Annotated in this window: 16 protein-coding genes; 6 read left to right on the forward strand and 10 right to left on the reverse strand. The window is 60.3% G+C overall.

The genetic code is table 11. The features are described from left to right. The first annotated feature begins 164 nt into the window (after positions 1 to 164). Positions 165 to 5240: an NEL-type E3 ubiquitin ligase domain-containing protein gene (locus H097_RS11490; RefSeq protein WP_032859938.1), complete on the forward strand. Its 5076-nt coding sequence runs from the start codon at positions 165 to 167 to the stop codon at positions 5238 to 5240. A 195-nt stretch (positions 5241 to 5435) separates the two neighbouring features. On the opposite strand, the gene H097_RS11495 is transcribed toward H097_RS11490, so the two are convergent. The 7 genes from H097_RS11495 to H097_RS11520 form a co-directional block, all read right to left on the reverse strand. Beyond that, positions 5436 to 6668, reverse strand: coding sequence for a hypothetical protein (locus tag H097_RS11495; protein WP_050593341.1), 1233 nt, complete (start codon positions 6666 to 6668; stop codon positions 5436 to 5438). Between the two features lie 23 nt (positions 6669 to 6691). Then, the gene (locus tag H097_RS29015) at positions 6692 to 6820 is read right to left on the reverse strand and encodes a hypothetical protein (RefSeq protein WP_268241186.1); all 129 of its coding nucleotides are present in this window, start codon (positions 6818 to 6820) and stop codon (positions 6692 to 6694) included. A gap of 31 nt (positions 6821 to 6851) precedes the next feature. Next, positions 6852 to 7337, reverse strand: coding sequence for a CS1 type fimbrial major subunit (locus H097_RS11500; RefSeq protein WP_032860151.1), 486 nt, complete (start codon positions 7335 to 7337; stop codon positions 6852 to 6854). A 5-nt stretch (positions 7338 to 7342) separates the two neighbouring features. Then, a complete protein-coding gene (locus H097_RS11505) occupies positions 7343 to 8104 on the reverse strand; it encodes a pilus assembly protein (protein ID WP_032859939.1) in 762 nt (253 codons plus the stop codon). 74 nt (positions 8105 to 8178) lie between these two features. Then, positions 8179 to 8931 carry a hypothetical protein gene (locus H097_RS29100; RefSeq protein ID WP_308447962.1) on the reverse strand — a complete coding sequence of 251 codons (753 nt, stop codon included), beginning with the start codon at positions 8929 to 8931 and terminating at the stop codon, positions 8179 to 8181. A 494-nt stretch (positions 8932 to 9425) separates the two neighbouring features. Then, on the reverse strand, positions 9426 to 11945 hold the full coding sequence (locus H097_RS11515; RefSeq protein ID WP_032859941.1) for a CS1-pili formation C-terminal domain-containing protein: 2520 nt from the start codon (positions 11943 to 11945) through the stop codon (positions 9426 to 9428). 118 nt (positions 11946 to 12063) lie between these two features. Continuing rightward, complete coding sequence (locus tag H097_RS11520) at positions 12064 to 12564, reverse strand: CS1 type fimbrial major subunit (RefSeq protein ID WP_032859942.1); 501 nt, start codon at positions 12562 to 12564, stop codon at positions 12064 to 12066. Between the two features lie 500 nt (positions 12565 to 13064). Between H097_RS11520 and H097_RS11525 the strand changes: the two genes are divergently transcribed. Both H097_RS11525 and H097_RS11530 read left to right on the forward strand, forming a co-directional pair. Further along, positions 13065 to 13637 (forward strand): PadR family transcriptional regulator, encoded by a 573-nt coding sequence (locus H097_RS11525; protein WP_032859943.1) that lies wholly within the window; start codon positions 13065 to 13067, stop codon positions 13635 to 13637. Further along, a complete protein-coding gene (locus tag H097_RS11530; protein ID WP_032859944.1) occupies positions 13634 to 14401 on the forward strand; it encodes a siderophore-interacting protein in 768 nt (255 codons plus the stop codon). The genes H097_RS11525 and H097_RS11530 overlap by 4 nt, the downstream gene beginning before the upstream one ends. Positions 14402 to 14437: 36 nt before the next feature. Here the strand turns inward: H097_RS11530 and H097_RS11535 are convergent, their stop codons facing one another. Beyond that, positions 14438 to 15061 carry a Pr6Pr family membrane protein gene (locus H097_RS11535; RefSeq protein WP_032859945.1) on the reverse strand — a complete coding sequence of 208 codons (624 nt, stop codon included), beginning with the start codon at positions 15059 to 15061 and terminating at the stop codon, positions 14438 to 14440. Then, the gene (locus H097_RS11540; protein WP_032859946.1) at positions 15058 to 15291 is read right to left on the reverse strand and encodes a VF530 family protein; all 234 of its coding nucleotides are present in this window, start codon (positions 15289 to 15291) and stop codon (positions 15058 to 15060) included. The genes H097_RS11535 and H097_RS11540 overlap by 4 nt, the downstream gene beginning before the upstream one ends. Before the next feature lie 192 nt (positions 15292 to 15483). Between H097_RS11540 and H097_RS11545 the strand changes: the two genes are divergently transcribed. From H097_RS11545 to H097_RS11555, 3 genes are all read left to right on the forward strand, one after another. Then, the gene (locus H097_RS11545; RefSeq protein ID WP_032859947.1) at positions 15484 to 17502 is read left to right on the forward strand and encodes a TonB-dependent receptor; all 2019 of its coding nucleotides are present in this window, start codon (positions 15484 to 15486) and stop codon (positions 17500 to 17502) included. 223 nt (positions 17503 to 17725) lie between these two features. Then, a complete protein-coding gene (locus tag H097_RS11550) occupies positions 17726 to 19063 on the forward strand; it encodes a carbohydrate porin (protein ID WP_032859948.1) in 1338 nt (445 codons plus the stop codon). Positions 19064 to 19163: 100 nt separating this feature from the next. Continuing rightward, positions 19164 to 21575 (forward strand): glucose/quinate/shikimate family membrane-bound PQQ-dependent dehydrogenase, encoded by a 2412-nt coding sequence (locus H097_RS11555; RefSeq protein ID WP_032859949.1) that lies wholly within the window; start codon positions 19164 to 19166, stop codon positions 21573 to 21575. A gap of 199 nt (positions 21576 to 21774) precedes the next feature. On the opposite strand, the gene H097_RS11560 is transcribed toward H097_RS11555, so the two are convergent. Beyond that, complete coding sequence (locus tag H097_RS11560; RefSeq protein WP_032860152.1) at positions 21775 to 24111, reverse strand: bifunctional diguanylate cyclase/phosphodiesterase; 2337 nt, start codon at positions 24109 to 24111, stop codon at positions 21775 to 21777. Positions 24112 to 24180: the final 69 nt, after the last annotated feature.

A 24180-nucleotide genomic window follows, 5' to 3' on the forward strand; every position in this document is an offset into this window, starting at 1 on the left:
ACTCGTTAGTTAACGCAGACCTCAGGCATTAGTTATATATATTTCACATCTGAATAACGAAACCCCAACACACTTAACACTTAAAAATTGCTCAGCATTTTGAACTTTTATTCTCCACCACAAAGGATACGCTAATAATTAAAACCCTCTACGAGTTTAACTTAATGCCAAAACATTCAATCCCATCCAGTACGCCTGCAACGCCCTATAAAGGCCCGCATTATGATCTGATCAAACAAAAAATCCCGGACTGGCTATCCACAACTTCCCTGGCGAGAGTCAGTCAGTTAAACAATGCGGTCCTTTCTCGACCGGCCTGGCATACCAGCGCCACGCCCGACCAGCATCAAGCCCTCAAGACTGCCAATGTCGAGGGCTGGCGTGCGCAAAACGCCGTAGACCAGCAACTGAGCAACGTGCAGGATGCGTATGCCTTTGCCGAACCGCTGTTGAAAAAGGCCATTCAGGACAAGTACCAACTCGACCTGGACGTCAAGACAACCTTCCTGAACCTGTACATCCCCAAAATGCTGCCCAGGTACGCCTTCAATATCGCCCAGGGGGTGACTTCGCGAAAAGTGTCCCTGCTGGACGCCGCGTTGCATAACTTTGCCGATAGCGAAACGTTTGAAGACAACTCCTGTTACATCAGCCAGCCTGACTATCGCGGTCACTTCACCATCAAACCGTTAACCGACGCGATGTCCATCGACCAGTTCAAAGCGCTGTGTCGTGAACTGGACCTCGGCGCCCGGTACCAACAACACTTGAACACCCATCTGCTGCCGACGAACCTCACTGCCCGCGCGAAATTGAAGAAGCAGGTCACCGCCAGCCAGAAAGCCACGCTCATGGCCGCAGTGCAACTGGCCTGCCTGAAAACCGATGCGCAACAGGTGCCGGACCTGGGGATGGCCACCTACCATGTGTTGATGCGCGCGTTACGCGGTGAACGAGGCGTCATGCAGTTCTACCAACTGAGCATTCTGGAGACGGCGCTGAGCGGTATTCTGCTGATTGCAGCAGACCCGGATCAGGCCACCAGCGAGTCGAAAGTGATCGCCTACATACCCCATGACCCAGAGAACCCCGTCAAGGAGTACAACTCGATCCCTGCGTTCATGCGCGACCTGACCCGCAAACTGCAAGCCAACGCGCCCATCCCTTCTCGTCAGCAACAGACTTACCAGCAGTTCTTCAGTCAGTTTGTCGATCATGCCCAACGCGGGCATTTCTTTGCCGGGCTGGATCAACGGCTGTGCACGCTCCAGGGGGGCCAGAAAGTCCCACAGGACGATCCCAAGCTGCGGTCCTCCTCACGCAGAATCGAGGGTGACCTGTGGGAATACCTCTACCAGCAATCCTTCAACAAGATCCTTAACGATGGACGAAGCATCGCCATCTCCACGGCCGATACCGACAGCGCACAACGTTGGGCCTGGTGGGATAACTTTACAAAAATCCTCTCGGATATTTTTAACGCGGCCCTGATGGTCATCACCCCGTTCGTGCCGGGCCTGGGCGAGTTGATGCTGGTCTACACCGCCCTCCAACTGGCCAACGACGTGCTCGAAGGGATTGTCGACCTGGCGGAGGGGCAGGTCATAGAAGGCGCTGAGCACTTCATCGGCGTGGCGACCGATTTGATCCAACTGGCAATCTTCGCCGAGGGTGGAGAAGTTGTGAGCGTCTTCAAACGCTCCTCCTTCGTCGATGGCCTGCGGGCAGTCAAGGTGGGGGATCAACAACGCTTGTGGAACCCTGACCTTGCACCTTATGCCAAGAAAGACCTGCAGTTGCCGAGCGACTCGCGTCCCGATGAGCTGGGCCTGCATTCACACCAGGAGCAAAAAATCCTGCCCTTGGATGACCAGCACTACGTCGTCGAACACGAAGAAATCTCTAATACTTACCGGATCAAACACCCCACCCGTCCCGAGGCCTATTCACCCACGCTCGACCATAACGGCAGTGGCGCCTGGGCCCATGAGGGGGAGAACCCGAACACCTGGGACAGCGAAACCTTACGCCGCCGCCTCGGGCCCGTGGTCAAGGGTCTCTCCCCCGCTCAACTCGAACAAGCCTGTGAAACCAGCGGCACCCATGACGGCGCCTTGCGCATGATGTACGCCAACCGCGATACCCCACCGCCCCTGCTGGCCGATAGTCTCAAGCGCATGAAGCTACGCGGGGAACTCGAACGCATGCCAGAAAAAATCCGCACCGGGGCCACGACTGAGCTGCCAACCAACTGGTCGGCGCAAACCACCAGTGAACGTGCGGGTTGGCCGTCGAACAAAGCCATCAAGGTGTTTATAAGTGACGACTTGGTGGGTAACGCCATGCCTTACGGGGCCCAGGACGCCACGGAGGCCAACACCCTCAAGATCAGTCACCGGGACGTGGAAGCGGGCAAGTTGCCCGAGCAACTCGTCGCCTTTTTGAGTGAAACAGAGCTCGCTACCCTGCTGTCCACCCCCGTACCTGAAACCCCGGCCGGACGAATCAAGGCCCTGCGCGATCTGCTGGCCGATGCCCTGATGCAGGAAAAAACTGCCGTATTCAGCCACCTTTACAGCACCCGAGAGGTTATCGACACGCCTCATGGCCGGTTGATTCAACAGCAGTTCCCGCAATTGCCCAAAGACCTGGTGGCGACACTGCTGCTACGCATTTCGCCGCAAGAACTGACAATAATGAGCAGCGAACAACGAATCCCTCTGCGCCTGAAAAACCTGGCCCGGGAACTGGCCAACGAAGTCCGCGCCAGCCACGCGGCTGAAGGGTTCTACAACGACGATTTGCTGACAGCGGATACCGAGCGCATGGCGCTCAATATCGTGCGTTTGCACACCGATGCCCTGGGTGACTTGAACATTGCCATTCATGAGCAATCCCCCAACGGCGCCTTGCGTTGCCAGGTGGGGCCCGCAGACGCCGGCACGAAAAAAATACTCGTGTACAAGAGCCCCGGGCGCTACCAGATCTACGATGCCGAACCCTCTGCCTCCCAGGCGCAATACAGCTTCTACGAGGCGCTGTTGCGTGCTACCCCCGCGAACACACTCGACTACCTGCCGGGCCAGGGAGGCATATTCAAGGCATGGCTCATCGAGCAACTTGAACCCTTGGCCGAACGCCGCAAGGTGCTGGAGGAACCCACTCGCCGCCAGGCCGATGACCGCACGACACAACGCTTACTGCAAAAACCCATGCTCGGGGCCTTCCGCCGCTTACTTCGGAGAAATCCACCGAGGCAGCCACCCACGCTCAAAGAAACACTGACCCAACTGTGCCCCCGTTTGAGCGAGGAACAGATACAGAAAGTGATGCCCTACCTGAGCACGCCGGAGGGGGAACAGTTGCTGAAAACGCTGATAACCGACCGAGCGACGCTGGACGAAGACATGGACATATTTCGCAGAGAAAAACCAGCACTCATCAGGGCAAGCGCCACGATAACGCTGAATGAAAAACTCATGCGAGACCTGATCATCAATGAACTGAAAACCTGCTGGGCAGAAGGCGCCTACCAGCGCATGCTCCCCCCTGAACCCAGACCACGCGGTACGTTGCTGGACTTGAGCGAGCTGGTCCTGGGTCGCTACATACGTCGCCTGGCGCCGCTGAGGGCAAACTTCAGCCATGTCACACGACTGAACCTGGGTGGTACGCGGTTAAGTGATGGGGATACGGGCTTTCTCGACAACTTCCCCAACCTGCGCGCCCTGGACCTGTCAGACAATGGCCTGGGGGAGGTACCGTCACGACTGCTGAACATGAAAAGCCTGACCGCTCTGAACCTGAGCGAGAACTCAATCGTATGGTTACCCTCCGACTATCAGACCCTTGAACAATGCTCATATCTGCGCTCATTGAACCTGGAAGGTAACCGCCTCCTGGAAGTCCCGCCGAACATCAACCAGATGCTGGATCTGCGGCTACTGGTACTGCGCAGAACCAACATTACCCAATGGCCGGTCGGACTGGACAGCCCAAGACGCTCCATCCCGACGCTGGACCTGAGCAACACCCAGGTCAAGACCGTTCCCGCGTTCGCCCAGGGCTCTGTAGGCGCTCAAATAGTGGCCAACAGTTGGGTGGATCGCACAAAGCTTGGGCGCCTGGATGAAGACTTGTTTGTCAGCTATCGCCGCGCCTTCGGTATCGACCCTTACCGCACCGCACCACGAGGGGGCAGCGCCGACAGAGAATACTGGCTGCTTGGCCCGACAGAAGCCGATAACCTCTTCTTTGCAACGGTTTGGGATGATGTCGAAAAGGAGCACGGCTCCCAGGGTTTCTTCGATGTCCTCAAACTGTTGCAACCGCCTGAGGCGTTCCAGACGGATATCGATGAGCTGTTGTTTCAACGAGGCCGGGGTAACCTCTCTGTTCGCGTCTGGCAACTACTGTTTGCTGTAGATGAAAACCCACAATTTCGCGACCGGATGTTCAGTCTGGCCGGTGCCCCCGCCAACTGTGCAGACGCCGGCGCTCATATTTTCAACCGCATGGGCGTCGAAACCCTGCTGGAAAACATCCGCAAAGATGACTCCCCGCAAGGCCTATCGACCCGCGAAAAGAAACTGGTAACGCTAGCCAGGCAATCCTGGCGCCTGGAACGGGTCAACCAACTCGCCCACCAAGAAATCCAGCATCGTGTAGCCCCAGAGAGTGAGGGTGGGCTGGGGCAGACATTCGGCCTCGGTGAAAACACCGTCGACGACGTGCAGGTGTACCTCGCCTACCAGACCGGACTCAAGACGCGCCTCGACCTGCCGTGGCTATCCGAGCACATGGTCTACCGCAACACAGCCAATGTGACGCAAGCGCATCTCGACCAAGCGGCGGCCAGTATCGCCGAGCAAGAGCAAGGCGATGGCCTGGTGAACGGCCTGCTTGAACAACCGTTCTGGAGCGACTACCTGCAAGACGCGCACCTGGAAGAGTTCAACACCCAACGTGAGAAACGCAACAACGCCGGCAGTCAACTGGAGGACTTGCTGGACGCTCAAAAGGAATGGGCTAGCCCGCAAGTGACACCTGAGCGTAAAGCTGAACTGCGCGAACAACTCATCACACTGGCCAATGAGCTGGTTATCCCGCACCTCGTGGTGCTCACCGAACAGCCGTTATCGGACGCTACCGTGCGTAAGCTCTACGACGATATTCAGCATGATTACAATGAGCTGGGCCGGCAATTGACACGCCAGGCACTGAAAAACGCAGGCCTGTAACACCCGCCCGGAGGCATATGTAACACTCAAAAGAGCCAATGCCGATCAGTTAAGCGGACGAGACCTCCTGTAGGAGCGAGCTTGCTCGCGAAACACTCAAGGACAGCGTGTACATTCAGGCAGCACGCCTAATCGTTGACGTTTTTCGCGAGCAAGCTCGCTCCTACAAAAAAGCAAAAACTGCAGGCTTCATGTTTAGACCTCAGAGTCCCAGACCGCGGTCACCACGCCCGAATAGGTACTGCCTGGCCGGCTGAGCATCTCGCGCATGTCATCACTGAGCACTTCAAAGTGCAGGATGCCGGGGCGGTCATTCACGTAAAACAGCGGCTGGAACAGCTCGGTGCCCGTGCCATCCAGCCGCAGGGGGCGTTTGCGAACCGCCTGGTCGCCTTGCCCGTCGATGCCACCTGGCAGCGTCACGGCAACCTGCACCGGCACCTCATCACCGTTGCCGTTGCGCAAGCCACAGGTGTTGCCCATGACAATCGAGCATTCCAACTGCATCTTGAACCGTGAACTGGCGGCGATACGAAAGGTCTGGTCGCGGTACAGCCGGGTCGGCGTACGCCCCCGATCAAGCCAGGCTTGCCAGCCGCCTTCGGGGAGTAACTCGATACGATTGCCGCCGGGCGGAATATCGACCTTGAGGGCGTGCTCCACGCTCAGGGTAAAGTTGAAGGTAATGGCGTTTTTCGAGGGGACTATGACGTCGCCAAAATCATAATCAGCACCTGGCCCTATGCTGTAGGTGATGCCACCCACGTACTGGCCGCTGGACATTCCCAATGGATTGGGGGTCCTGAGTTCGTAGGCGTACTCCATGGTATTAAAGGTCATGGAGGCCAGGTCCTGCGATGGTTGACGACTGCAAGGCCCAGCGTTTTCAGGGGTCAGCCAAAAATACGAGGCGAAGGAAGTACCTGCCGCCAGGTGGTTGGTGCTTTGACAAGGACTCGGAGCATTCCTCCATTGTCTATCCCAGGTGACTCCAGGTTGCGCCCAGGCAGACACACCCGGTGGCCTGGGCACAGTCCATAACGAGCCAACCCCGGCGATCCGCAGTTGCACCGTCTCGGTTTCGCCAGTGACGGTATGGGTCACCTGCAGGTCGCGCCAATCGGACGGCACCTTGACCATGAAGCCCTGTCGCTCATCCTCGTGATTGGCCATGATCCGCGCATTGGCAGCCAATCTGAAGTTAGTGTCCCGGAGGCTGAAAATATTCAATGCCTTGCACCTGGCCGGGATGTGCGCCGCACAGATCGTACTGATCGGCGTGGTGTTCTCGAATCTGTTCAACATCGGGTTACTGGCATCCGGCCGGAACCGCGCCGTGATCTCCTGAGTGGCCTGTGCCGACGAACTGAACAACAGCGCCGCGCCCATCGCCCCCATCTGTATGATCAATGTATTGATGCGTTTCATTGTGAAAGGTCTCGTCATTGCACTTAACCTGCGGTCTGAGTGCCGCAAGTGTTTTCAGCCAAGGTGTCCGGCGTGTAGCGCAGGTCACCGATCATCAGCACGTCGTTTTCGTTGGCCGCCGTGGTTTGAGCGAACAGCAGGCCTTTGCCCAATCCCTGGGCCTGACACGCAAGAGGGCCCCGCTCACGGTGCCAAAAAATCAAACACGAGGTGCACCGTGCCGTAATACTCGCCGCCGTTATAACCACCCGGGGGCTCGATCGCCGAGATGTCCAGCTCGGCCCGGGTGCCGACGCGCGCCACCTCGGCGTTGACCACCTCCGTCGCGTCCAGGGTCAAGGGGATACGGTTGAACAGCACCTGCAAATCGATGCGCCCCTGCCCGTTGTTGGACAGGTACGGCGTATCCCCCAACCGGGCAGCGACACCGCCATGGAGGTTCTTCACATCGAAGTTCTTGCGCAAATGGCTGAGCTGGGACGTCACCAGGTTCCAGGCCAACAGCTGGTCCTGGCCCATCCAGTCTGGCTCGGACGGCAGCACATAGGCCTCATGGACCGGAATGGTCACCGACACATCAAAGGAATGGCGCTCCTGGATCGCTCCAGCCTGGGTGCCCGACAGCATCAAGGCCGCCAGCACACCGAGTCTTGTCAGTTGCTTGAACATCATGATCACCCGTTATTGTTCCCGACCTTCATCGGCTTTTTGACCTGCCCTTCGACCAGTACGAAGCTGTAACGCCGGTCCGGCTTCTTCTCGAACGTCAACTGACGCCCCGGAAGGATGTGGTGCTTGGTGGTGGGCACGCAGTCAGCCGCACTGGTCGCCGAACAGTCGTAAAACTCGTCGAGCACCACCACACTGTTGCCGGCGTTACGCAGTTGGTACTCGCTGCTCGTTTCATTGATTTGGGTATCGAAACGGGTGTGCTTGGGGCGCACGAAAAACACCGTGCCGTAGCCGGCCATCACGTTGATCCCGGCAGCCAGATGGTCTTTGTATTCGGCCCGCTCTTCGTCGCTGATACCAAAGTTGTCGTCTTTCTCCGGCACCACCGGGATGAAGCGCAGGCGGAAATAACGCTCTGTGTCCCGCGCGCCCATGTACAACAGTCGGGTGCCCTGACGTCCGTTCGCCGGCACGATCATTCGTGCGGGACTGGCCATCAGCCCGTCGCGGCTGGTGGTGTTGCCCTTGCCATCGGTCATCGAGGCGACAGGCACTTCCCGGGTGGTACCGTCTGCGTTGTAGAGGATCTCCAGCACATTGACCTTGATGAACGCGGTGCTGGTGCCGCCATTGAACACGCGCTTGAGGTAAGAACTGCGATCACCTTCCAGGTAGTCGTACACCACCCCGACATTGATCAACGGCCCGGCGTGGGCCGTCAGCGACATCAGGCACAACCCGATCCATAACACTGCATGCTTCATGTTTACTTCACCTCATTGATTGAACGCGGCGCGCCTGGGCAAAAGTACCCGGCCGCCGGTGTTGTAGGGCCGGCCTAGACCTCGGAGTCCCAGACCACGGTCACCACGCCCGAATAGGTACTGCCTGGCCGGTTGAGCATCTCGCGCATGTCATCACTGAGCACTTCAAAGTGCAGGGTGCCGGGGCGGTCATTCACGTAAAACAGCGGCTGGAACAGCTCGGTGCCCGTGCCATCCAGCCGCAGGGGGCGCTTGCGCACTGCCTGGTCGTCCTGGCCGTCGATGCCGCCGGGCAGGGTCACGGCCACCTGCACCGGCACTTCATCGCCTGTGCCGTTGCGCAAGCCACAGGTGTTGTTCATGACAATCGAACACTCCAACTGCATCTTGAACCGTGAACTGGCGGCGATACGAAAGGTCTGGTCGCGGTACAGCCGGGTCGGCGTACGCCCGCGATCGAGCCAGGCTTGCCAGCCGCCTTCGGGGATCAATTCGATGCGATTACCGCCGGGAGGAATATCGACCTTGAGGGCGTGTTCCACGCTCAGGACAAAGTTGAGGGCTACCGTGTTGATGCTGGGGATCAGCACATCCCCCATATCAAAGTCCATCCCCCGCCCAATGGAATAAGACAGCGAGCCACGGTACTCACCGGCGCGCATATTCAGCGGGTTGGGGGTACGCAGTTCATACACATAGTCAATGCCACTCCAACGGAAGTAAGGAATCGTCACCGACGGCGTTCTTGCGCAAGCCCCGGCACCCTCGGGTACCAGCCAGAAAAACTGGGCAAAAGAGGCACCCGCCAACATGAAATTGGTACTCATGCAGGGGGCGGGAGCCGATTGCCACATTGATTGCCAGGTAGCCCCAGGCCGGGCCCAGGCACTCACCCCGGGTGGACGAGAAAGGTTCCAACTACCACCGATACCGGCAATGCGTATCTGGACGACTTCCGTCTCACCTAGACTGTTGCGCACCTCCACATCCCGCCAATCTGAAGGCAGGGTGAGCATGAAACCCTGCCGCGGGTTTTCATGATTAGCTTCAATCGCCTGCTCGGTAACGAACGAAAGCTCTGGAAGCCTCAGGCTGAAAATACCCAACGCCTTGCAACGTGCAGGCATGAAGGAGGCGCAGACACCCGCTTGGGGCGTTTTATTCTCAAAGCGGTTGACCATCGGGTTAGACGGATCCGGGACAAACGTCGCCCGGATCTCCTGAACCGCAGCCTGCGCCGACGAACTGAACAACAGCGCCGCCCCCATCTGTATGATCAATGTCTTGACGCGTTTCATCGTGAAGAGTCTCGTCATTGCACTTAACCGGCGCTCTGAGTGCTGGAAGTGTTTTCAGCCAGGGTGTCCGGTGTGCAGCGCAGGTCACCGATCATCAGCACGTCGTTTTCATTGGCGGTCGTGGCCGGATCCAGGCGGAACTGGCAGAGCAACTGGTTCTGGTATCGCACTTCCAGGGTCGGTGAACTGGCGCTCATTTCCATGGAGAAGAACCCATCCACTTCGCTCACCCCACGGCTGGCGTGGTTGATCACGTGGTGCCCCTTGAGCGGCTGCCCTTGGGCATCGAGCAGGCGCCCGAGCACGCTGACGGTTTTCATCACGGTGATTTTCCGGTAGTCCACCCCGCCCTTGTTCAGGTGATAGGTGGTGCGCGCCGGCTGGATGTTCGCGGCCGGTGGGTGGTTGCCTTCAAAGTCGAAGTTGACGGTGCTGCTCTTGTAGGCCGACACCGGCACAAAGTTGCGCCCCGGTCGCAGCAGCGCACCGCCGCCGTTGAAGTCATCGGCCCGCAGGGCAAGGCTGTCCAGATCGGTTTCGACATCGATGATCATGCCCGCGCCATTGCTCTGGTACTGGCTGGTCAGCAGCATCTTGTCGGCGCCGGCAACAAAGGTGCTGTGCAGGTTCAAACCACCGGTGAAGTTGCCGTTGAACGAACTGCGCTGGACAAAACCATCACCGCTGACAACGTCGGTGTCGAAACTGGCCATGCTCGACAAACCGGCGCCATAGGTGTCGGTGATCGCCGTAACCGAGACGCTTTGCAACAGGTGGTCGGTGAGGTCCTGGCGGTAGGTGACCGAAGCGTTGTTGTCGCGACCGCCATCACGGGCAGTACGGGTGCCGATGCTGCCGGAAATCTGCCGGCCATCACTCCCCAGGGCCAGGCTCAAGCTGATATCGACGCCACGGTTGCGCTGATCATCGGTACCGGCGTTACCGGGACGATCGAACACCGAGAAACGCCAATTGGCATCGCTGCCCATCACAGTGTCGCGGCGGCTCCAGCCCAGGTCCAGCCCGGCACCTTCGGCGTTGCCTTCGCTGTGGGAGAGTCGCAGGTTCCACGAATTTTTCGCATCGACCCGATGGTTGACGGAGACCGCCGAGTTGCTGGTTTGGCCCACGAAGGTATTACGCCGCAGGCGTGTACCGTCGGGCAGGGTTTCGTAGGTGTCGCGGGTGTCGAGCCAGCTGCGGTTATGGCTCAATACCAGGTTGGTGGCGCCGAAGGTATAGAGCCCCTGCAGGTCCATGCCGGTGCCGTGTTCCTTGGTCTGATAGAGGTTGGTGTAAAGGCTGGTGTTGTTGGCAACGGTCCAGTCGACCGAGCCGCCATATTGCAGTTGCTCGCGCACTTCGCGCGCCGACAGGCCGAGAATCACCCGTGGGTGCACCAGGTAGTTGACGGAAGCGCCGGCGGTCATTGCACCTGTGGACTGTTCGTCCCAGTTGCTGAACAACTTGGTTTCACGCCCGGCGAATACGTTATAGCGCCAGCGGTCATCGACGTTGCGCCAGTTACTGGGCTTGTAGACCAGTTCCTGGGTGGTGCTGACGGTCAGGCCGTCTTCCACCAGGCGCACTTCTACTTCGTAGATACCGCCAGGCAAGGGGCGCGTGTCCAACGTCTGCAAACCGGCCGACACGGCCTGGGTATTGATCAACAGGCCATTGCGGTAAATCTCCACGGCGGCCTGGCGATTGGCAGTGACGTAGATCGGGTAAACACTGGCCTTGGCATTGTTGATGGCCAGGCTGTCAGAGCTGCCATACATGACGCCCAGGGCCGTATCGGGGCTGGTACCAAAGCTGCGTAACTGACGCGTCAGGCCATCGGAATTGGGGGTGAAATGGCCCAGGCGCAGAAACTGGCCTTCCAGTTCACGCTGGGTATACAGCTCGTGGATCGCGTGGCGCAGTTCTTCTTCGTCGCCACTCTGGCGAGCCAGTTGCAGGTTGAACACTTGGGTCCAGTTGCCCAGGCTGGCGCTGGCCTGCAAACCGTAACGTCCGCCCAGGTCTTCGTCCTGACCGCCGTTGAGGTTGAGCTGGTTGTTGATGATCAAGCCACGGCTGCCGCCATCGGGCTGTGGGTAGTAGCGCGGGGCGTCACTGGCGTGTTCGACGTTTTGGGTGATGATCGACAGCTGGGAGTTTTCAAGGTTGTAGTGCATGGATACCAGTTGCTGCGGGCAGGACTGGGTACACGAACCAAGGGCTATGCCCTTTTCCAGCGCCGACTGCCAGGTATCGCGCGTCGCGGCAGGAACCTTGCTCTCGCCTGGATCGGTAAATTCCAGCAGGGTCACACGCTCATCCTGCGACAAGACAATCAGCGCCTCCCCCAACAGTTGCTGATCCAGCTCAACCCGTACCGCCAGTGGCACGTCGAAAAAATGATCACTGAACCCGGCAGGCAAACCCTGGGCCTGGGTCAGCAGGTTGGTCGACGTCACAGCGCCGAGCGTCGGCGCGGCCAAGGCACTCGTACACACCAAAAGCGCAAGCGCAATCGCGATGGGCATCATCGGGAACATGAAAGAAATACTCTGAGGGCCAAGAGACAAGATGAAAACCAGGCCAGCCACTGGGGAAAATCAGCCGGCCTGAACGCAAATGCCCGCAGGCACAAAGGCCTTACGGGCACTCACACCATCAAGGTGCTGGTGTTGGCAGCACCGCGTCGAACACCAGCGCCACAGCAGAGGTGTACGCCCCACGCTGGGCGGCCGAAGGCTTGGCAGCCGTGATGCGCAATTCCGCCCCGACACCTGGGGTGGAATCAGCGTCGTTCACCACTTCGGTTGGCGTACCGGTCAGGGTGACGCCATGCAGGGTGGTGGTCAGTGGGATGTTCTGCGCTGGGGTACCGTTGAACAACACCGCCGGGCCACCTTCGATGTAGGCGTGAACCGAGCCGTTGGTGTTTTTCAGGTCGTAGATAGCAGTAAGAGGAGTCAGCTCACCGCTGACCAAGTTGTAGTTCATGGTTTCGTCCCGACCGAAGTTCGGGTCACGGGGTTGGGCGTGAAACACAGTAGTTGGGATATTTGCCTTGAGATTGACGGTATGGCTGGCCTCACCGGCGGCAAACACTACCGAGGAGCTCAGTGCCATAAGAGCCAGGGGAGCAGCAATCGCAAACTTCTTGAACATGGTCGATACCTGTTTCATTTTGGGCATTGGATTGAACCACTGAAAGTTGACTTAACCTCAACTGACAATGAGAGCCGTTACCGCCCGTGAAGGAGCAGCACAACACCCGAGCAATAATCCACCAACTTAGAATGCAAGTATGCAATCCACTTCCCACAACTTCGTAGCCGATAAATAAATATACCGCAGGAAAAACATGGCACTTTGCCAAAACTTCAACACTAGCTGTAAGATTTGGACTACACGATTAGCAATACAACTTATTAGTTGAATATTCCGTAAGAACGATACCACAACCTCAATTAAACCATCGAGCACCAGAAGCAAAATTAGAGCGCCTACTCAAGTTAACGGCCATAAACCGAAATACGTAAATTTGCATTACGTTATTTGTGAATCCATCCATGGCTCTGCTGCTGATGACCGTTGGTCGGGCAAGCCTACCCAGGCATTAAGATATATCTTACGTTATGTCTAAATCACACAAAGAGAGCATGACGATGAGAGACCCTCATTCCCACCGAGAACACGGTGATGGCCGCGACGGCTTCGAAAAACGCCCCGGTCGCGAACGTGGCGGCCGAGGCCCACGGGTCTTCGCCCCTGGCGACCTGAAGCTGCTGCTACCCGCGCTGATTGCCGAACAGCCTTGCCACGGCTACGCCCTGATCCGCCAGATCGAAGGCCTGTTCGACGGTGCCTACAGCCCCAGCCCCGGGGTGATCTACCCCACCCTGACCTTTCTTGAAGAGAGCGAATTGATCACCGGCGATGCCGAAGGTGGCAAAAAACGCTACACAATCACCGACGCCGGACGTCTGTTCTTAAGAGAGCAAGCCATTGCCCTGGACGGTGTGCGCATGCGCATTGATGTGAGCAAACGCTCGCTACGCGGCCATGACCGGCCACCCGAAATCCACGAGGCGGTGCATAACCTGCGCCATGCCCTGCAATTGCACCACGGGCGCTGGAGCCCGGAAGAAATCACCCGTGTCGCGGCGCTGCTCAACAGTACCGCCCAAGCCATTGTGGATGGCCCGGCCGTCCAACCTGTACAGGGGAAAAACGTATGAGTACGCCTGTCATTCACCGTGTGACCCACGAGATCAAACGCCGGCGCCTGGAGGTGCTGCGCGTGGTCGACATCACCCCGCGCATGCGCCGCATCACCCTGGGTGGCGAACAGTTGGCCGGGTTTGCCAGCCTGGGCAGCGACGACCATATCAAGCTGCTGTTCGCACAGAATGCTGCCGAGCAAGCGGCCCTGGAAAGCCCAACCTTCAGCGTCAAGGGCGAGGGACCGCAACCGGCGATGCGTGACTACACCCCGCGCCGTATTGACTTGAGCAGCGGTGAGTTGGATATCGACTTCGTCCTGCACGGCGATGGCCCGGCCTCGACCTGGGCCGAACAGGCCAAGCCCGGCCAACACCTGCACATTGCCGGCCCGCGCGGTTCGATGATCGTGCCGGATATCTTCGACAGCTACCTGCTGGTCGGCGACGAAACCGCCCTCCCGGCCATTGCCCGGCGCCTGGAAGAACTGCCGGCTGGGCGCAAGGTGCTGGCGGTGATCGAGATTGCCGATGAGCATGAACAGCAGGCACTCGACAGTGCGGCGGATGTAGAGGTGATCTGGGTAGTGCGGGGCCGGGATGATTTGCTTGGCGCCGTGCGTGAACTGCAGGTTCCACAAGGTTCGTTGTATGCCTGGGTCGCGACAGAAACCAAGTTGTCACGCCAGGTCCGGCGGGTGCTGCTCGATGAGCACACACTCAACGATGAGTTCGTCAAGGCCGTGGGTTACTGGCGTGCCGAAGGCAGCAGCGAAGAATAAGACCCTGTGGGAGCGGGCTTGCTTGCTCCCACAGTTTTACGCTGCCCGCTTCAGGATCTTGTCCAGCCCTACTAGCGCCAACGCCACACACACAAACCCCAACAATATCCCCCCGGCATTCATGAACACCTGTGGATAACCCAGCGTCCCCGCATCAATAAACGGATATGGGTACTGCCCCAGCAGATGCCCGCGCAGCAGCACATAAACGAAGTACACCAGCGGGTAAATCACCCAGTAGCCGATGTGATTGAGGCGCAAGGTGCCCTTGGGTACCCAGAACCACCAGTAGCCCAGGAACAGCAGCGGCATCACATCGTGAAGCAATTCGTCAGCGATAAACTGCCAGCCCTCGGGGCTCCACAAATGCCGCAGCAGCAAGCTGTACGCCAGGCCTACCACAACAATGCTCACCGCAATCCCACTGCTGACCGCTGGCCGCAGGAAAAACCGGCGCCCGGCAGAAGGGCGACTCACCAGTGCATAACTCAACACCACTGCCGCCAGGGTGTTGGTCAGCACCGTGAAGAAGCTGAAGAAATTCACCAGGCCGCCTAACAGGCTGGCATCGGCCATCCAGCGCGAATAGACAATCAGGTACTGCTGAATCGCCAGGCCTGCCCAACCGGCCAGGGCTGCCCCTGCCACATAGGCCCTCATTCCAGTGGGCGTTTGGTGCGCATCAGCTTGACGTACAACCCTTCGACCTTCTCCCGCGCCCACGGCGTCTTGCGCAAGAACGTCAGGCTCGACTTGATGCTCGGGTCGTTCTTGAAGCAGCGGATGTCGATGCGCTCGGCAAGGCCTTCCCATTCGTAGTGCGCCACCAGCGCGGTGAGCACCTGCTCCAGGGTAACGCCGTGCAGTGGGTTGTTGTTCGGTGCGGTCATGCCAAGCCTTTGCCAAGAGTTGAAGAAGAAGCCGCGCACCTTAGCCGAGGTGCCTGGCCGGTGGAAGCATTGCCGTGATTGTAGCCCCACCTCCTACAGGATTTATGGAAAGTTCCACCTCCCGGCCAGAAAAGAGATGTTATATTGTAACTATAAATATCCAACTCTCTTGCTTTACCAAGGAACCTCCCGATGTCCCTCTCCCCTCTCTGGCGCCTGACCCCGCTGGCCGCTGCCCTGTTGATCGGCTCCCAGGCCCACGCCCTGGAACTGCAACCCCAAGTCATCACCGGCAACCCATTGGGCAGCCAGCAACTGGCCTCGCCCACGACGGTGCTGGAAGGCGACGACCTGACCCTGCAACAAAAAGGCAGCCTCGGCGAGACCCTGAACAAACAGCCTGGCGTGTCGTCGTCGTACTTCGGCCCAGGCGCCAGCCGCCCGATCATCCGTGGCCAGGACGGCGACCGCATTCGTATCCTGCGCAATGGCGTGGGCGCGCTGGACGCCTCGTCGCTGTCCTATGACCATGCGGTGCCGCTGGACCCGGTCAACGTCGAGCGCATCGAGATCGTGCGTGGCCCGGCCGCCTTGCTGTATGGCGGCAGCGCCATCGGTGGCGTGGTCAACACCTTCGACAACCGCATCCCCACCGAAGCCATCGAAGGCATCCACGGTGCCGGTGAACTGCGCTACGGCGGCGCCGACACCACCCGCAGCAGCGCTGGCAAGCTGGAGGCCGGCAACGGCACCTTCGCCCTGCACCTGGATGCCAGCGCCCGCGAGTTCAATGACCTGAAAATCCCAGGCTTTGCCCGCAGCCGCCATGCCCCGGAAAGCGAAAATGGCCCCGGTAAAAATGGCCGCCTGGGCAACAGCAACGGGCGCCAGGACAGCGGCGCGGTGGGCAGCTCCTACACGTGGGACGATGGTTACGCCGGGCTGTCCTACAGCAACTCCGACAGCAACTACGGCTCGCCCGCCGAACAGGACGTGCGCATCCGCATGCAGCAGGAGCACTACGCCTTCGCGTCCGAGATTCGTAACCTGCAAGGCCCGTTTACCTCGGTGAAACTCGATGCCGGCTACACCGATTACGAACACCGCGAAATCGAAGGCGGCGAAACCGGTACCACCTTCAAGAACAAAGGCTATGAAGCCCGTGTCGAAGCACGGCACCAACCTTTGGGGCCGTTCGACGGCATTGTCGGCGCGCAGGTCAGCCGCAGTGAATTCTCGGCATTGGGCGAAGAGGCCTTCGTCCCACAGACCGATACCCATGCTGGCGCGCTGTTTATCCTCGAAGAAATGCAGGCCACCGAGCGCCTGAAACTCAGCCTGGGCGCACGCCTGGAACACACCACCGTCGACCCGGACGGCAAGGGCAACGAGCGTTTCGCCAAGGCCAACAGCTCCAGCAGCTTCACCGCCGGCAGCCTGTCGTCGGGCGCGGTGTATACGCTGACGCCCATCTGGTCGCTGGCCGCGACCCTGGGCTACACCGAGCGCGCGCCGACCTTCTACGAGCTGTATGCCAACGGCGCCCACGTCGCCACCGGTACCTATGAAGTGGGCGATGCCAAGCTGTCGAAGGAAAAAGCGGTAGCCAGCGACCTGGCCCTGCGCTTTGACAATGGCACCCATAAGGGCAGCTTCGGCGTGTTCTACAGCCACTTCTCCAATTACATCGGCCTGCTGAACAGCGGCCGCACCTTGAATGACGAGGGCGAAGAAGACGCCGATGGTATCCCGGAGTACACCTACTCGGGCGTGCGCGCACGTTTCGTCGGCTTCGAAGCCCAGGACCACTGGAAACTCGGCGAAGGCGCCTACGGCAAATTCGCCCTGGAGCTGTCGGGCGACTACACCCGCGCCACCAACCTGGATACCGGCGAAGCCTTGCCGCGCATCGCCCCACTGCGCTTGAACAGCGGTTTGTTGTGGGAACTGGACCGCTGGCAGGCGCGCATTGATGTCGAGCACGCTACCGGCCAGGGCCGTGTACCGCGCAACGAAAGCGGAACCGACGGCTACACCACCTTGGGCGCCAGTGCCGGTTATCGCTTCAACCTGGGAGGCAGCCAATGGCTGGCGTTCGTCAATGGCGAGAACCTGACCAACCAGACCGTGCGTTATGCCAGCTCGATCCTGCGCGATATTGCGCCGGCTCCGGGGCGTAGTGTGCAAGTGGGCCTGCGCACGACCTTCTAACAGACACTGCTGTTCAACCCTGTGGGAGCGGTGTTCTGTCGCACTGTTACCAAATCCGAAAGAATCCATCTTGCGATTAGCGCTTTCTCTCCCCGAGCCAGCGCTTTATCCTTGTCTGCAACAACCTGAAACGTTTCACCTTTCAGCCAAACCTGACGAACGCCCACCCCCGGCCGCCGTTTGCGTACCCAAAACCAAAAACTATTAAGACCTGCCCTTGCCTATGCCTGCTTTCCCAACACTGCGCCTGTGCGCTGCGCTGCTGCCTTTGTGCCTGATCACCTGCGCCCAGGCCGCGCCGGCCTTTGACCGTGAGTCCCCGTGGATGCTGGGTGATTTCGGCGGTTCCCGGACAGCGCTGTCTGAGCAAGGCTACGACTTCAAGATCGACTACACCGGCGAGATGGGCAGTAACCTGCACGGCGGCTCGAACCACGACCGCACTGCGCGCTACAGCGATCAATGGGCCTTCGGCAGCCACCTGGACCTGCAGAAGATTTTCGGCTGGCAGGATGCCGAGTTCCAACTGACGATCACCGAACGCAGTGGCAACAACATCACGAACGATCGCATCAACGATCCGCGGGTTGGCGGCTTTACTTCGTCCCAGGAGGTCTGGGGCCGTGGCCAGACCTGGCGCCTGACGCAGATGTGGTATCAGCAGAAGTTCTTCGACCAGAAGCTCGATATCAAGGCTGGGCGTTTTGGCGAAGGTGAAGACTTCAACAGCTTCCCCTGCGACTTCCAGAACCTGGCGTTCTGCGGCTCACAGGTGGGCAACTGGGTCGGTGGCATCTGGTACAACTGGCCGGTGAGCCAATGGGCACTGCGGGTCAAATACCACCTGACGCCCGAGTTGTACGCGCAAATCGGCGCCTATGAGCAAAACCCGTCCAACCTCGACCGCGGCAATGGCTTCAAGCTCAGCGGCAGCGGCACCCAGGGCGCCCTATTGCCGGTGGAGCTGGTATGGACGCCAAAGGTCCACGGCCTGCCGGGTGAATACCGCGCCGGGTATTACTACAGCAGCGCCAAGGCCAGCGATGTGTACAAGGACCGCAACGACCAGCCCGCGGCCCTCAGTGGCGAGGCCTATCGCAGCGCCTCCAGCAAGCACGGCATCTGGCTGGGCGTGCAGCAGCAAGTCAGCAGCCTGGCCAGCGACAACACCCGGGGCTTGAGCGTGTTCGCCAACGCGACGATGCACGATAAGAAAACCAACGCTGTGGATAACTATGTCCAGGCCGGCGTGGTCTACAAAGGCCCGTTCGATGCTCGTGCCAAGGACGATATCGGCTTTGCCGTGGCCCGCGTCCACGTCAACCCGGCGTACCGCAAGAACGCCCAGGCCAGCAACCAGGCCCGCGCGGTCTACGACTTTGACGACGCCGCCTACCTGCCGGTGCAAGACACCGAGTACAGCGCCGAACTCTATTACGGCGTGCACGTCAGCCACTGGCTGACGGTGCGCCCGAACCTGCAGTACATCCGTCATCCGGGGGCCGTCGCCCAGGTGGATGACGCGCTGGTCGGCGGGATCAAGCTGCAAGCGTCCTTCTAAATCTGAATAAACGCAATTAGCCCTGAACCAAGCCTGCGCGCAAACGTCATCTACAGTGAACATGCGCGGGACTACCTTAAACGTCACGGAGAATCACACTATGAGCACTGATGGTGCTTCAAGTCCAAGCCGCCTGCTGCCCAGGCTGCTGGGGATCTTGCTGCTGATCATGGGCCTGGCCTTGTTGGCCGGGGGCATCAAGCTGAGCATGCTCGGCGGGTCGCTGTACTACCTGCTGGCCGGTATCGGCATCACCCTGACCGGCCTCCTGCTGCTGGCCACGCGCCGCGCGGCGCTGGGCTTGTACGCGGTGGTGCTGTTCGCCAGTACCGTGTGGGCCCTGTGGGAAGTCGGCCTGGACTGGTGGCAGTTGGTGCCGCGCCTGGCCCTGTTGTTCGGCCTGGGCATCGTCATGCTGCTGCCATGGTTCCGTCGCCCCTTGCTGCGTGGCCAACCTGCCCCACTGGGCACTGGCGCACTGAGCGTGGCCGTGGTCTTGGCCGGCGCCACCGCCGTGGCCAGCCAGTTCACCAACCCCGGTGAAATCAAGGGCCAACTGGACCGTGATGCGGTACCGGGCATGACCAATGCCGCCCCGGCCCAGGCCGATGGCGACTGGAACTCCTATGGCCGCTCGGCCTTCGGTGATCGTTACTCGCCCCTGGCGCAGATCACCCCTGAGAATGCGCACAAACTGGTGCCGGCCTGGACCTATCGCACCGGCGACCTGCCTGGCCCGGGCGACCCCGGTGAAACCACCGCGGAAAACACCCCGCTGAAAGTCAACGGCATGCTCTACGTGTGTACGCCGCACAGCCAGGTGATTGCCCTTGATCCGGACACCGGCAAGGAAATCTGGCGTTTCGACCCTAAGCTCTCGACGCAAAAAGCCGCGAACTTCAAGGGTTGGGCGCACATGACCTGCCGTGGCGTGACCTATCACGATGACGCCGCCTACGCCGCCACCGCGCAAAGCCCGGCCACTGACGCCGCTGCGCCGGCTGCCAACGCCTGTCCGCGCCGGATCTTCCTGCCGACCGCCGACACCCGCCTGATCGCCCTGAACGCCGACACCGGCAAGATGTGCGAAGACTTCGGCGACAAAGGCCAGATCGACTTGGGTGCCAATATCGGCGCCTTCGCCCCAGGTGGCTACTACTCCACCTCGCCGCCCGCCGTCACCCAGAACCTGGTGGTGATTGGTGGTCACGTCACCGATAACGTCTCCACCGACGAACCAAGCGGCGTGATCCGCGCGTTCGACGTACACACCGGCAAACTGGTGTGGAACTGGGACAGCGGCAACCCGGACGACACCACGCCGATTGCCGAGGGCAAGACCTACACCCGCAACTCGCCGAACATGTGGTCCATGTTCGCCGTCGATGAAAAACTCGGCATGCTCTACCTGCCGATGGGCAACCAGACCCCGGACCAGTTCGGTGGCTACCGCACGCCTGCGTCGGAGCTGCACGCTGCCGGCCTGACAGCGCTGGATATCGACACCGGTAAAGTGCGCTGGCACTACCAGTTCACCCACCATGACCTGTGGGACATGGACGTGGGCGGCCAGCCAAGCCTGATCGACATCAAGACCGCAGCCGGCGTGAAGCAAGCGGTGATGACTTCGACCAAGCAAGGCAGCATCTACGTGCTGGACCGTGCGACCGGCGAGCCTGTCGTGCCGATCAACGAAATCCCTGTGCCGCAAGGCGCGGTGGCCGGTGATCACACCTCGCCAACCCAGCCCAAGTCCGACCTCAACTTCATGCCACCGCCCCTCAAGGAACGTGACATGTGGGGTGTGACCCCGTTCGACCAACTGCTGTGCCGGATCGACTTCAAGTCCCTGCGCTACGACGGCCCGTTCACCCCGCCATCGCTGCAAGGCTCGATCGTCTACCCAGGCAACTTCGGCGTGTTCGACTGGGGCGGCATCTCGGTTGACCCGGTGCGCCAGATCGCGTTCGTCAACCCGAGCTACATGGCGTTCAAATCGACCATGATCCCGGCGGAAAAAATCGCCGCCATGGGCCCACGCGTCAGCGAAACCGAAGGCGTGCAGCCGAACAAAGGCACGCCGTACGGCGTGGTCCTCGAAGCGATGCTGTCGCCCATGGGCCTGCCGTGCCAGGCTCCGGCCTGGGGTTATGTGGCTGCCGTGGACTTGACCAATAACCAGACCATCTGGATGCACAAGAACGGCACCGTGCGTGACAGCTCGCCGGTTCCCATCCCCCTGAGCATGGGCGTGCCAAGCCTGGGCGGGACCTTCACCACCGCCGGTGGCGTGTCCTTCCTCAGCGGTACCCTCGACCAGTACCTGCGTGCCTATGACGTGAAAAACGGCAAGCAACTGTGGGAAGGTCGCCTGCCTGCAGGCGCACAGACCACCCCGATGACCTACACCGGCAAGGACGGCAAGCAGTACGTGCTGGTCGTGGCGGGCGGTCATGGTTCCCTGGGGACCAAGCAGGGTGACTATGTGATGGCGTTCAAGCTGGCGGATTAAGCGGCAGCTGCAATAAAAAACCCCGGAATTCCGGGGTTTTTTATTTGAAATACAGTCCAAATGTAGGAGCGGGCTTGCCCGCGATGGCGTCTGTAAGAGCGCCGCAGGGTGTCAGTTACCCAACGTCATCGTTAACGACCATCGCAGGCAAGCCAGCTCCCACACAAGCCAGTCCCCACATGAGGTTGTGTTGAATCAGTCAGACCGTGCTGCGATCTCGACGCATCCACATTTCAAACGCCATGGCATTCAACGGCCGGCTGATCAGGTAACCCTGGGCCGTGTCGCAATTCCACTGTTTGAGCAGCCTCAGGCTCGGCTCGAACTCCACCCCTTCGGCCACCACCTTGAGCCCCAGGTTGTGGCTCATCTCGATGGTCGAGCGCACGATCACCGCATCGCCGCTGGTGCTGTCGAGGTTGCGCACAAACGACTGGTCGATCTTCAGTTCCTGCACCGGCAGGCGCTGCAACTGGGCCAGGGATGAGTAGCCGGTGCCGAAGTCGTCCACCGACAGGCTGATGCCACACCCGCGCAGTTGCTCAAGGATGCGCAAGGCCTGTTCCGGGTTGTGCATGATTGCGCTTTCGGTGATTTCAAAGATCAATTGCCCGGCCAGCACCCCGTGTATCTCCAGCAACTCGGTCACCCGTGGCGCCAGCCCTTCGTCGCCCAGGTCATCCACCGAAATATTCACCGACAGCTGCACCTCCAGCCCACGCACGCTCCACTCTGCCAATTGGCGGATGGCCTCTTCGATCACCCAGTGGGTCAGGCTGGACATGCTGCCGGAGCGTTCGGCCAGGGGAATGAATTCGGCGGGCGATACCAGCCCCAGGGTCGGGTGTTGCCAGCGTAACAGCGCTTCGGCCTGGCGCACGTAGCCATGGCGCAGGTCGAGCTTGGGTTGATAACACAGGTATAACTCACCCTCGATGGCGGCGCGGCGCAGGTCGCGGATCAGGCTGATCTGGCGTTGATGGGCGAGGTCTCGGTCCTGTTGATAGATCTGCAGATAGCCGGGCTGCGCGGCGGCATCGTGGCGTGCAATGGCCGCGCGGCTGATCAGTTCTTCGACCTGCCGGCCATCTTCAGGGTAGGTCGCAATACCCATGCTCACTTCGTGCCGCAACTCATCACCGCCGACCCGCTGCGGTTCGGTCAGCAGCGCGTACAAGCGGTCGGCACGGGCCACCGCGCTGTCGATCCGGGTATTTTCCAGCAGCACCAGGAACTCGCTGCCCGTGATACGGGCCGCCGTGTCGCCAGCGGCCAGGCTCGACAGCAGACAGCGGCTGGCTTCGCGGAGCATTTCTTCAACGCCTTGCGGGCCAAAGCCTTCGTTGATCACGCGGTAGTTTTCAATCCCCAGGTACAGCAACACCACCGGGCGCCGCGCGCTGATCGCGCTGCCCAGGCGCTCCATGGCCAGGGCGCGGTTGGGCAGCCCGGTCAGGGCATCGTGCAAGGCGTTATGGGCCAGTTGCCGTTCGCGCACGGCGATGCCGCTCTGCATTGCGTTGAAGGCGCGGGCCAGCAGGCCGAACTCATCCTTGCCACGCACCGCCACCGGTGTGCGGTAATCGCCGGCGCCAATCCGTTCGGCCGCCTGCACCAGGGCATTGAGTGGGCGCGACACCCGGCGCGCCATCAACAGCGCGCCCACCAACGACACCAGCAATGCGGCCAGAGCGATGCCGAGAAATTGCCGGTCCAGCGGCGCAAAGGATTGCAGGGCGTGGTCCAGCGGGCTTTGCAACAAGGCCATGACTTGCCCGCCCTCCCCACTGTTGGCCAGGGGCAGCACCTGGCTGAGAAAACGCTGGCCGCGAAACTCGATCATCTGCCCCCGCGCGGTAGTACTTGAATCTTGCAGCGCCTGGATGATCGCCGGGCGATCCTCCATCGGCTGAGTGCTGAACAAGGTACCCGGCTCACCGTGGTCCAGGCTCATGAATGACACTTCCAGGTTGCTCAGGGAGCGCAACTCGCTGGCAAACGTCTCATCCATGGAAAACCCCATGACCACCCGGGCCACGGGCAACGGATCGAGAACCTCTTCCTCGACCAGCAGGAACGGCTGGCCAGCCAGGGCGACGATCAGGATTTGCAGGGAGTTGCGCCGGGCCTGGCGCAGGGCATGGGCGTAAGGGAAGACTTGCTGGCGGGGAACGCCAGCCAGGGTACTGACGATGACCTGCCCGTCGAGTCCCAGCACAAACACCTCGCTGCTGCGGACCCCTGTGCCATGGCGCTGCAAGGCGGCAATAATCTGTGACGGCTGGCCGGCGGCAACGGCCCGGCGGAACTGCGCGTCCACCGTCAGCCAGTCCAGGCCGTATTGCAGGCGCCGCCCGCGCAGGTCCAGCAAACGCTCGAATACCCGGCTGCCGGTTTCCAGCTGCACCTGGGCCTGGTTTTCCACCGCCCGGGTGGTGGCGCCCTGGACGGCGAAATACACCGCGCCCACCACAACCAGCAGCAGTAACGCCAACACCCCAGCCAGGCGCGTCTGGAAGGCGTGGCGCCAGCCAATCCGCTTGCCCTCCGGCAGCGTTCGCCCACCCCAGCTCAAGCGTCCTTTTGTCATACGCATCCCTCGCGA

It is taken from the genome of Pseudomonas sp. FH4, assembly GCF_000510915.2.
Classification (GTDB): domain Bacteria; phylum Pseudomonadota; class Gammaproteobacteria; order Pseudomonadales; family Pseudomonadaceae; genus Aquipseudomonas; species Aquipseudomonas brenneri.

Excerpts from the sequence above, each read along its gene's own strand:
- H097_RS11555 (WP_032859949.1), top strand. The coding sequence starts at position 19,164 with ATGAGCACTGATGGTGCTTCAAGTCCAAGCCGCCTGCTGCCCAGGCTG.
- H097_RS29100 (WP_308447962.1), bottom strand. The coding sequence starts at position 8,931 with ATGAGTACCAATTTCATGTTGGCGGGTGCCTCTTTTGCCCAGTTTTTC.
- H097_RS11495 (WP_050593341.1), bottom strand. The coding sequence starts at position 6,668 with ATGAAACGCATCAATACATTGATCATACAGATGGGGGCGATGGGCGCG.
- H097_RS11490 (WP_032859938.1), top strand. The coding sequence starts at position 165 with ATGCCAAAACATTCAATCCCATCCAGTACGCCTGCAACGCCCTATAAA.
- H097_RS11505 (WP_032859939.1), bottom strand. The coding sequence starts at position 8,104 with ATGAAGCATGCAGTGTTATGGATCGGGTTGTGCCTGATGTCGCTGACG.
- H097_RS11500 (WP_032860151.1), bottom strand. The coding sequence starts at position 7,337 with ATGTTCAAGCAACTGACAAGACTCGGTGTGCTGGCGGCCTTGATGCTG.
- H097_RS11530 (WP_032859944.1), top strand. The coding sequence starts at position 13,634 with ATGAGTACGCCTGTCATTCACCGTGTGACCCACGAGATCAAACGCCGG.
- H097_RS11515 (WP_032859941.1), bottom strand. The coding sequence starts at position 11,945 with ATGTTCCCGATGATGCCCATCGCGATTGCGCTTGCGCTTTTGGTGTGT.
- H097_RS11540 (WP_032859946.1), bottom strand. The coding sequence starts at position 15,291 with ATGACCGCACCGAACAACAACCCACTGCACGGCGTTACCCTGGAGCAG.
- H097_RS11535 (WP_032859945.1), bottom strand. The coding sequence starts at position 15,061 with ATGAGGGCCTATGTGGCAGGGGCAGCCCTGGCCGGTTGGGCAGGCCTG.
- H097_RS11520 (WP_032859942.1), bottom strand. The coding sequence starts at position 12,564 with ATGTTCAAGAAGTTTGCGATTGCTGCTCCCCTGGCTCTTATGGCACTG.
- H097_RS11545 (WP_032859947.1), top strand. The coding sequence starts at position 15,484 with ATGTCCCTCTCCCCTCTCTGGCGCCTGACCCCGCTGGCCGCTGCCCTG.
- H097_RS11550 (WP_032859948.1), top strand. The coding sequence starts at position 17,726 with ATGCCTGCTTTCCCAACACTGCGCCTGTGCGCTGCGCTGCTGCCTTTG.
- H097_RS11525 (WP_032859943.1), top strand. The coding sequence starts at position 13,065 with ATGAGAGACCCTCATTCCCACCGAGAACACGGTGATGGCCGCGACGGC.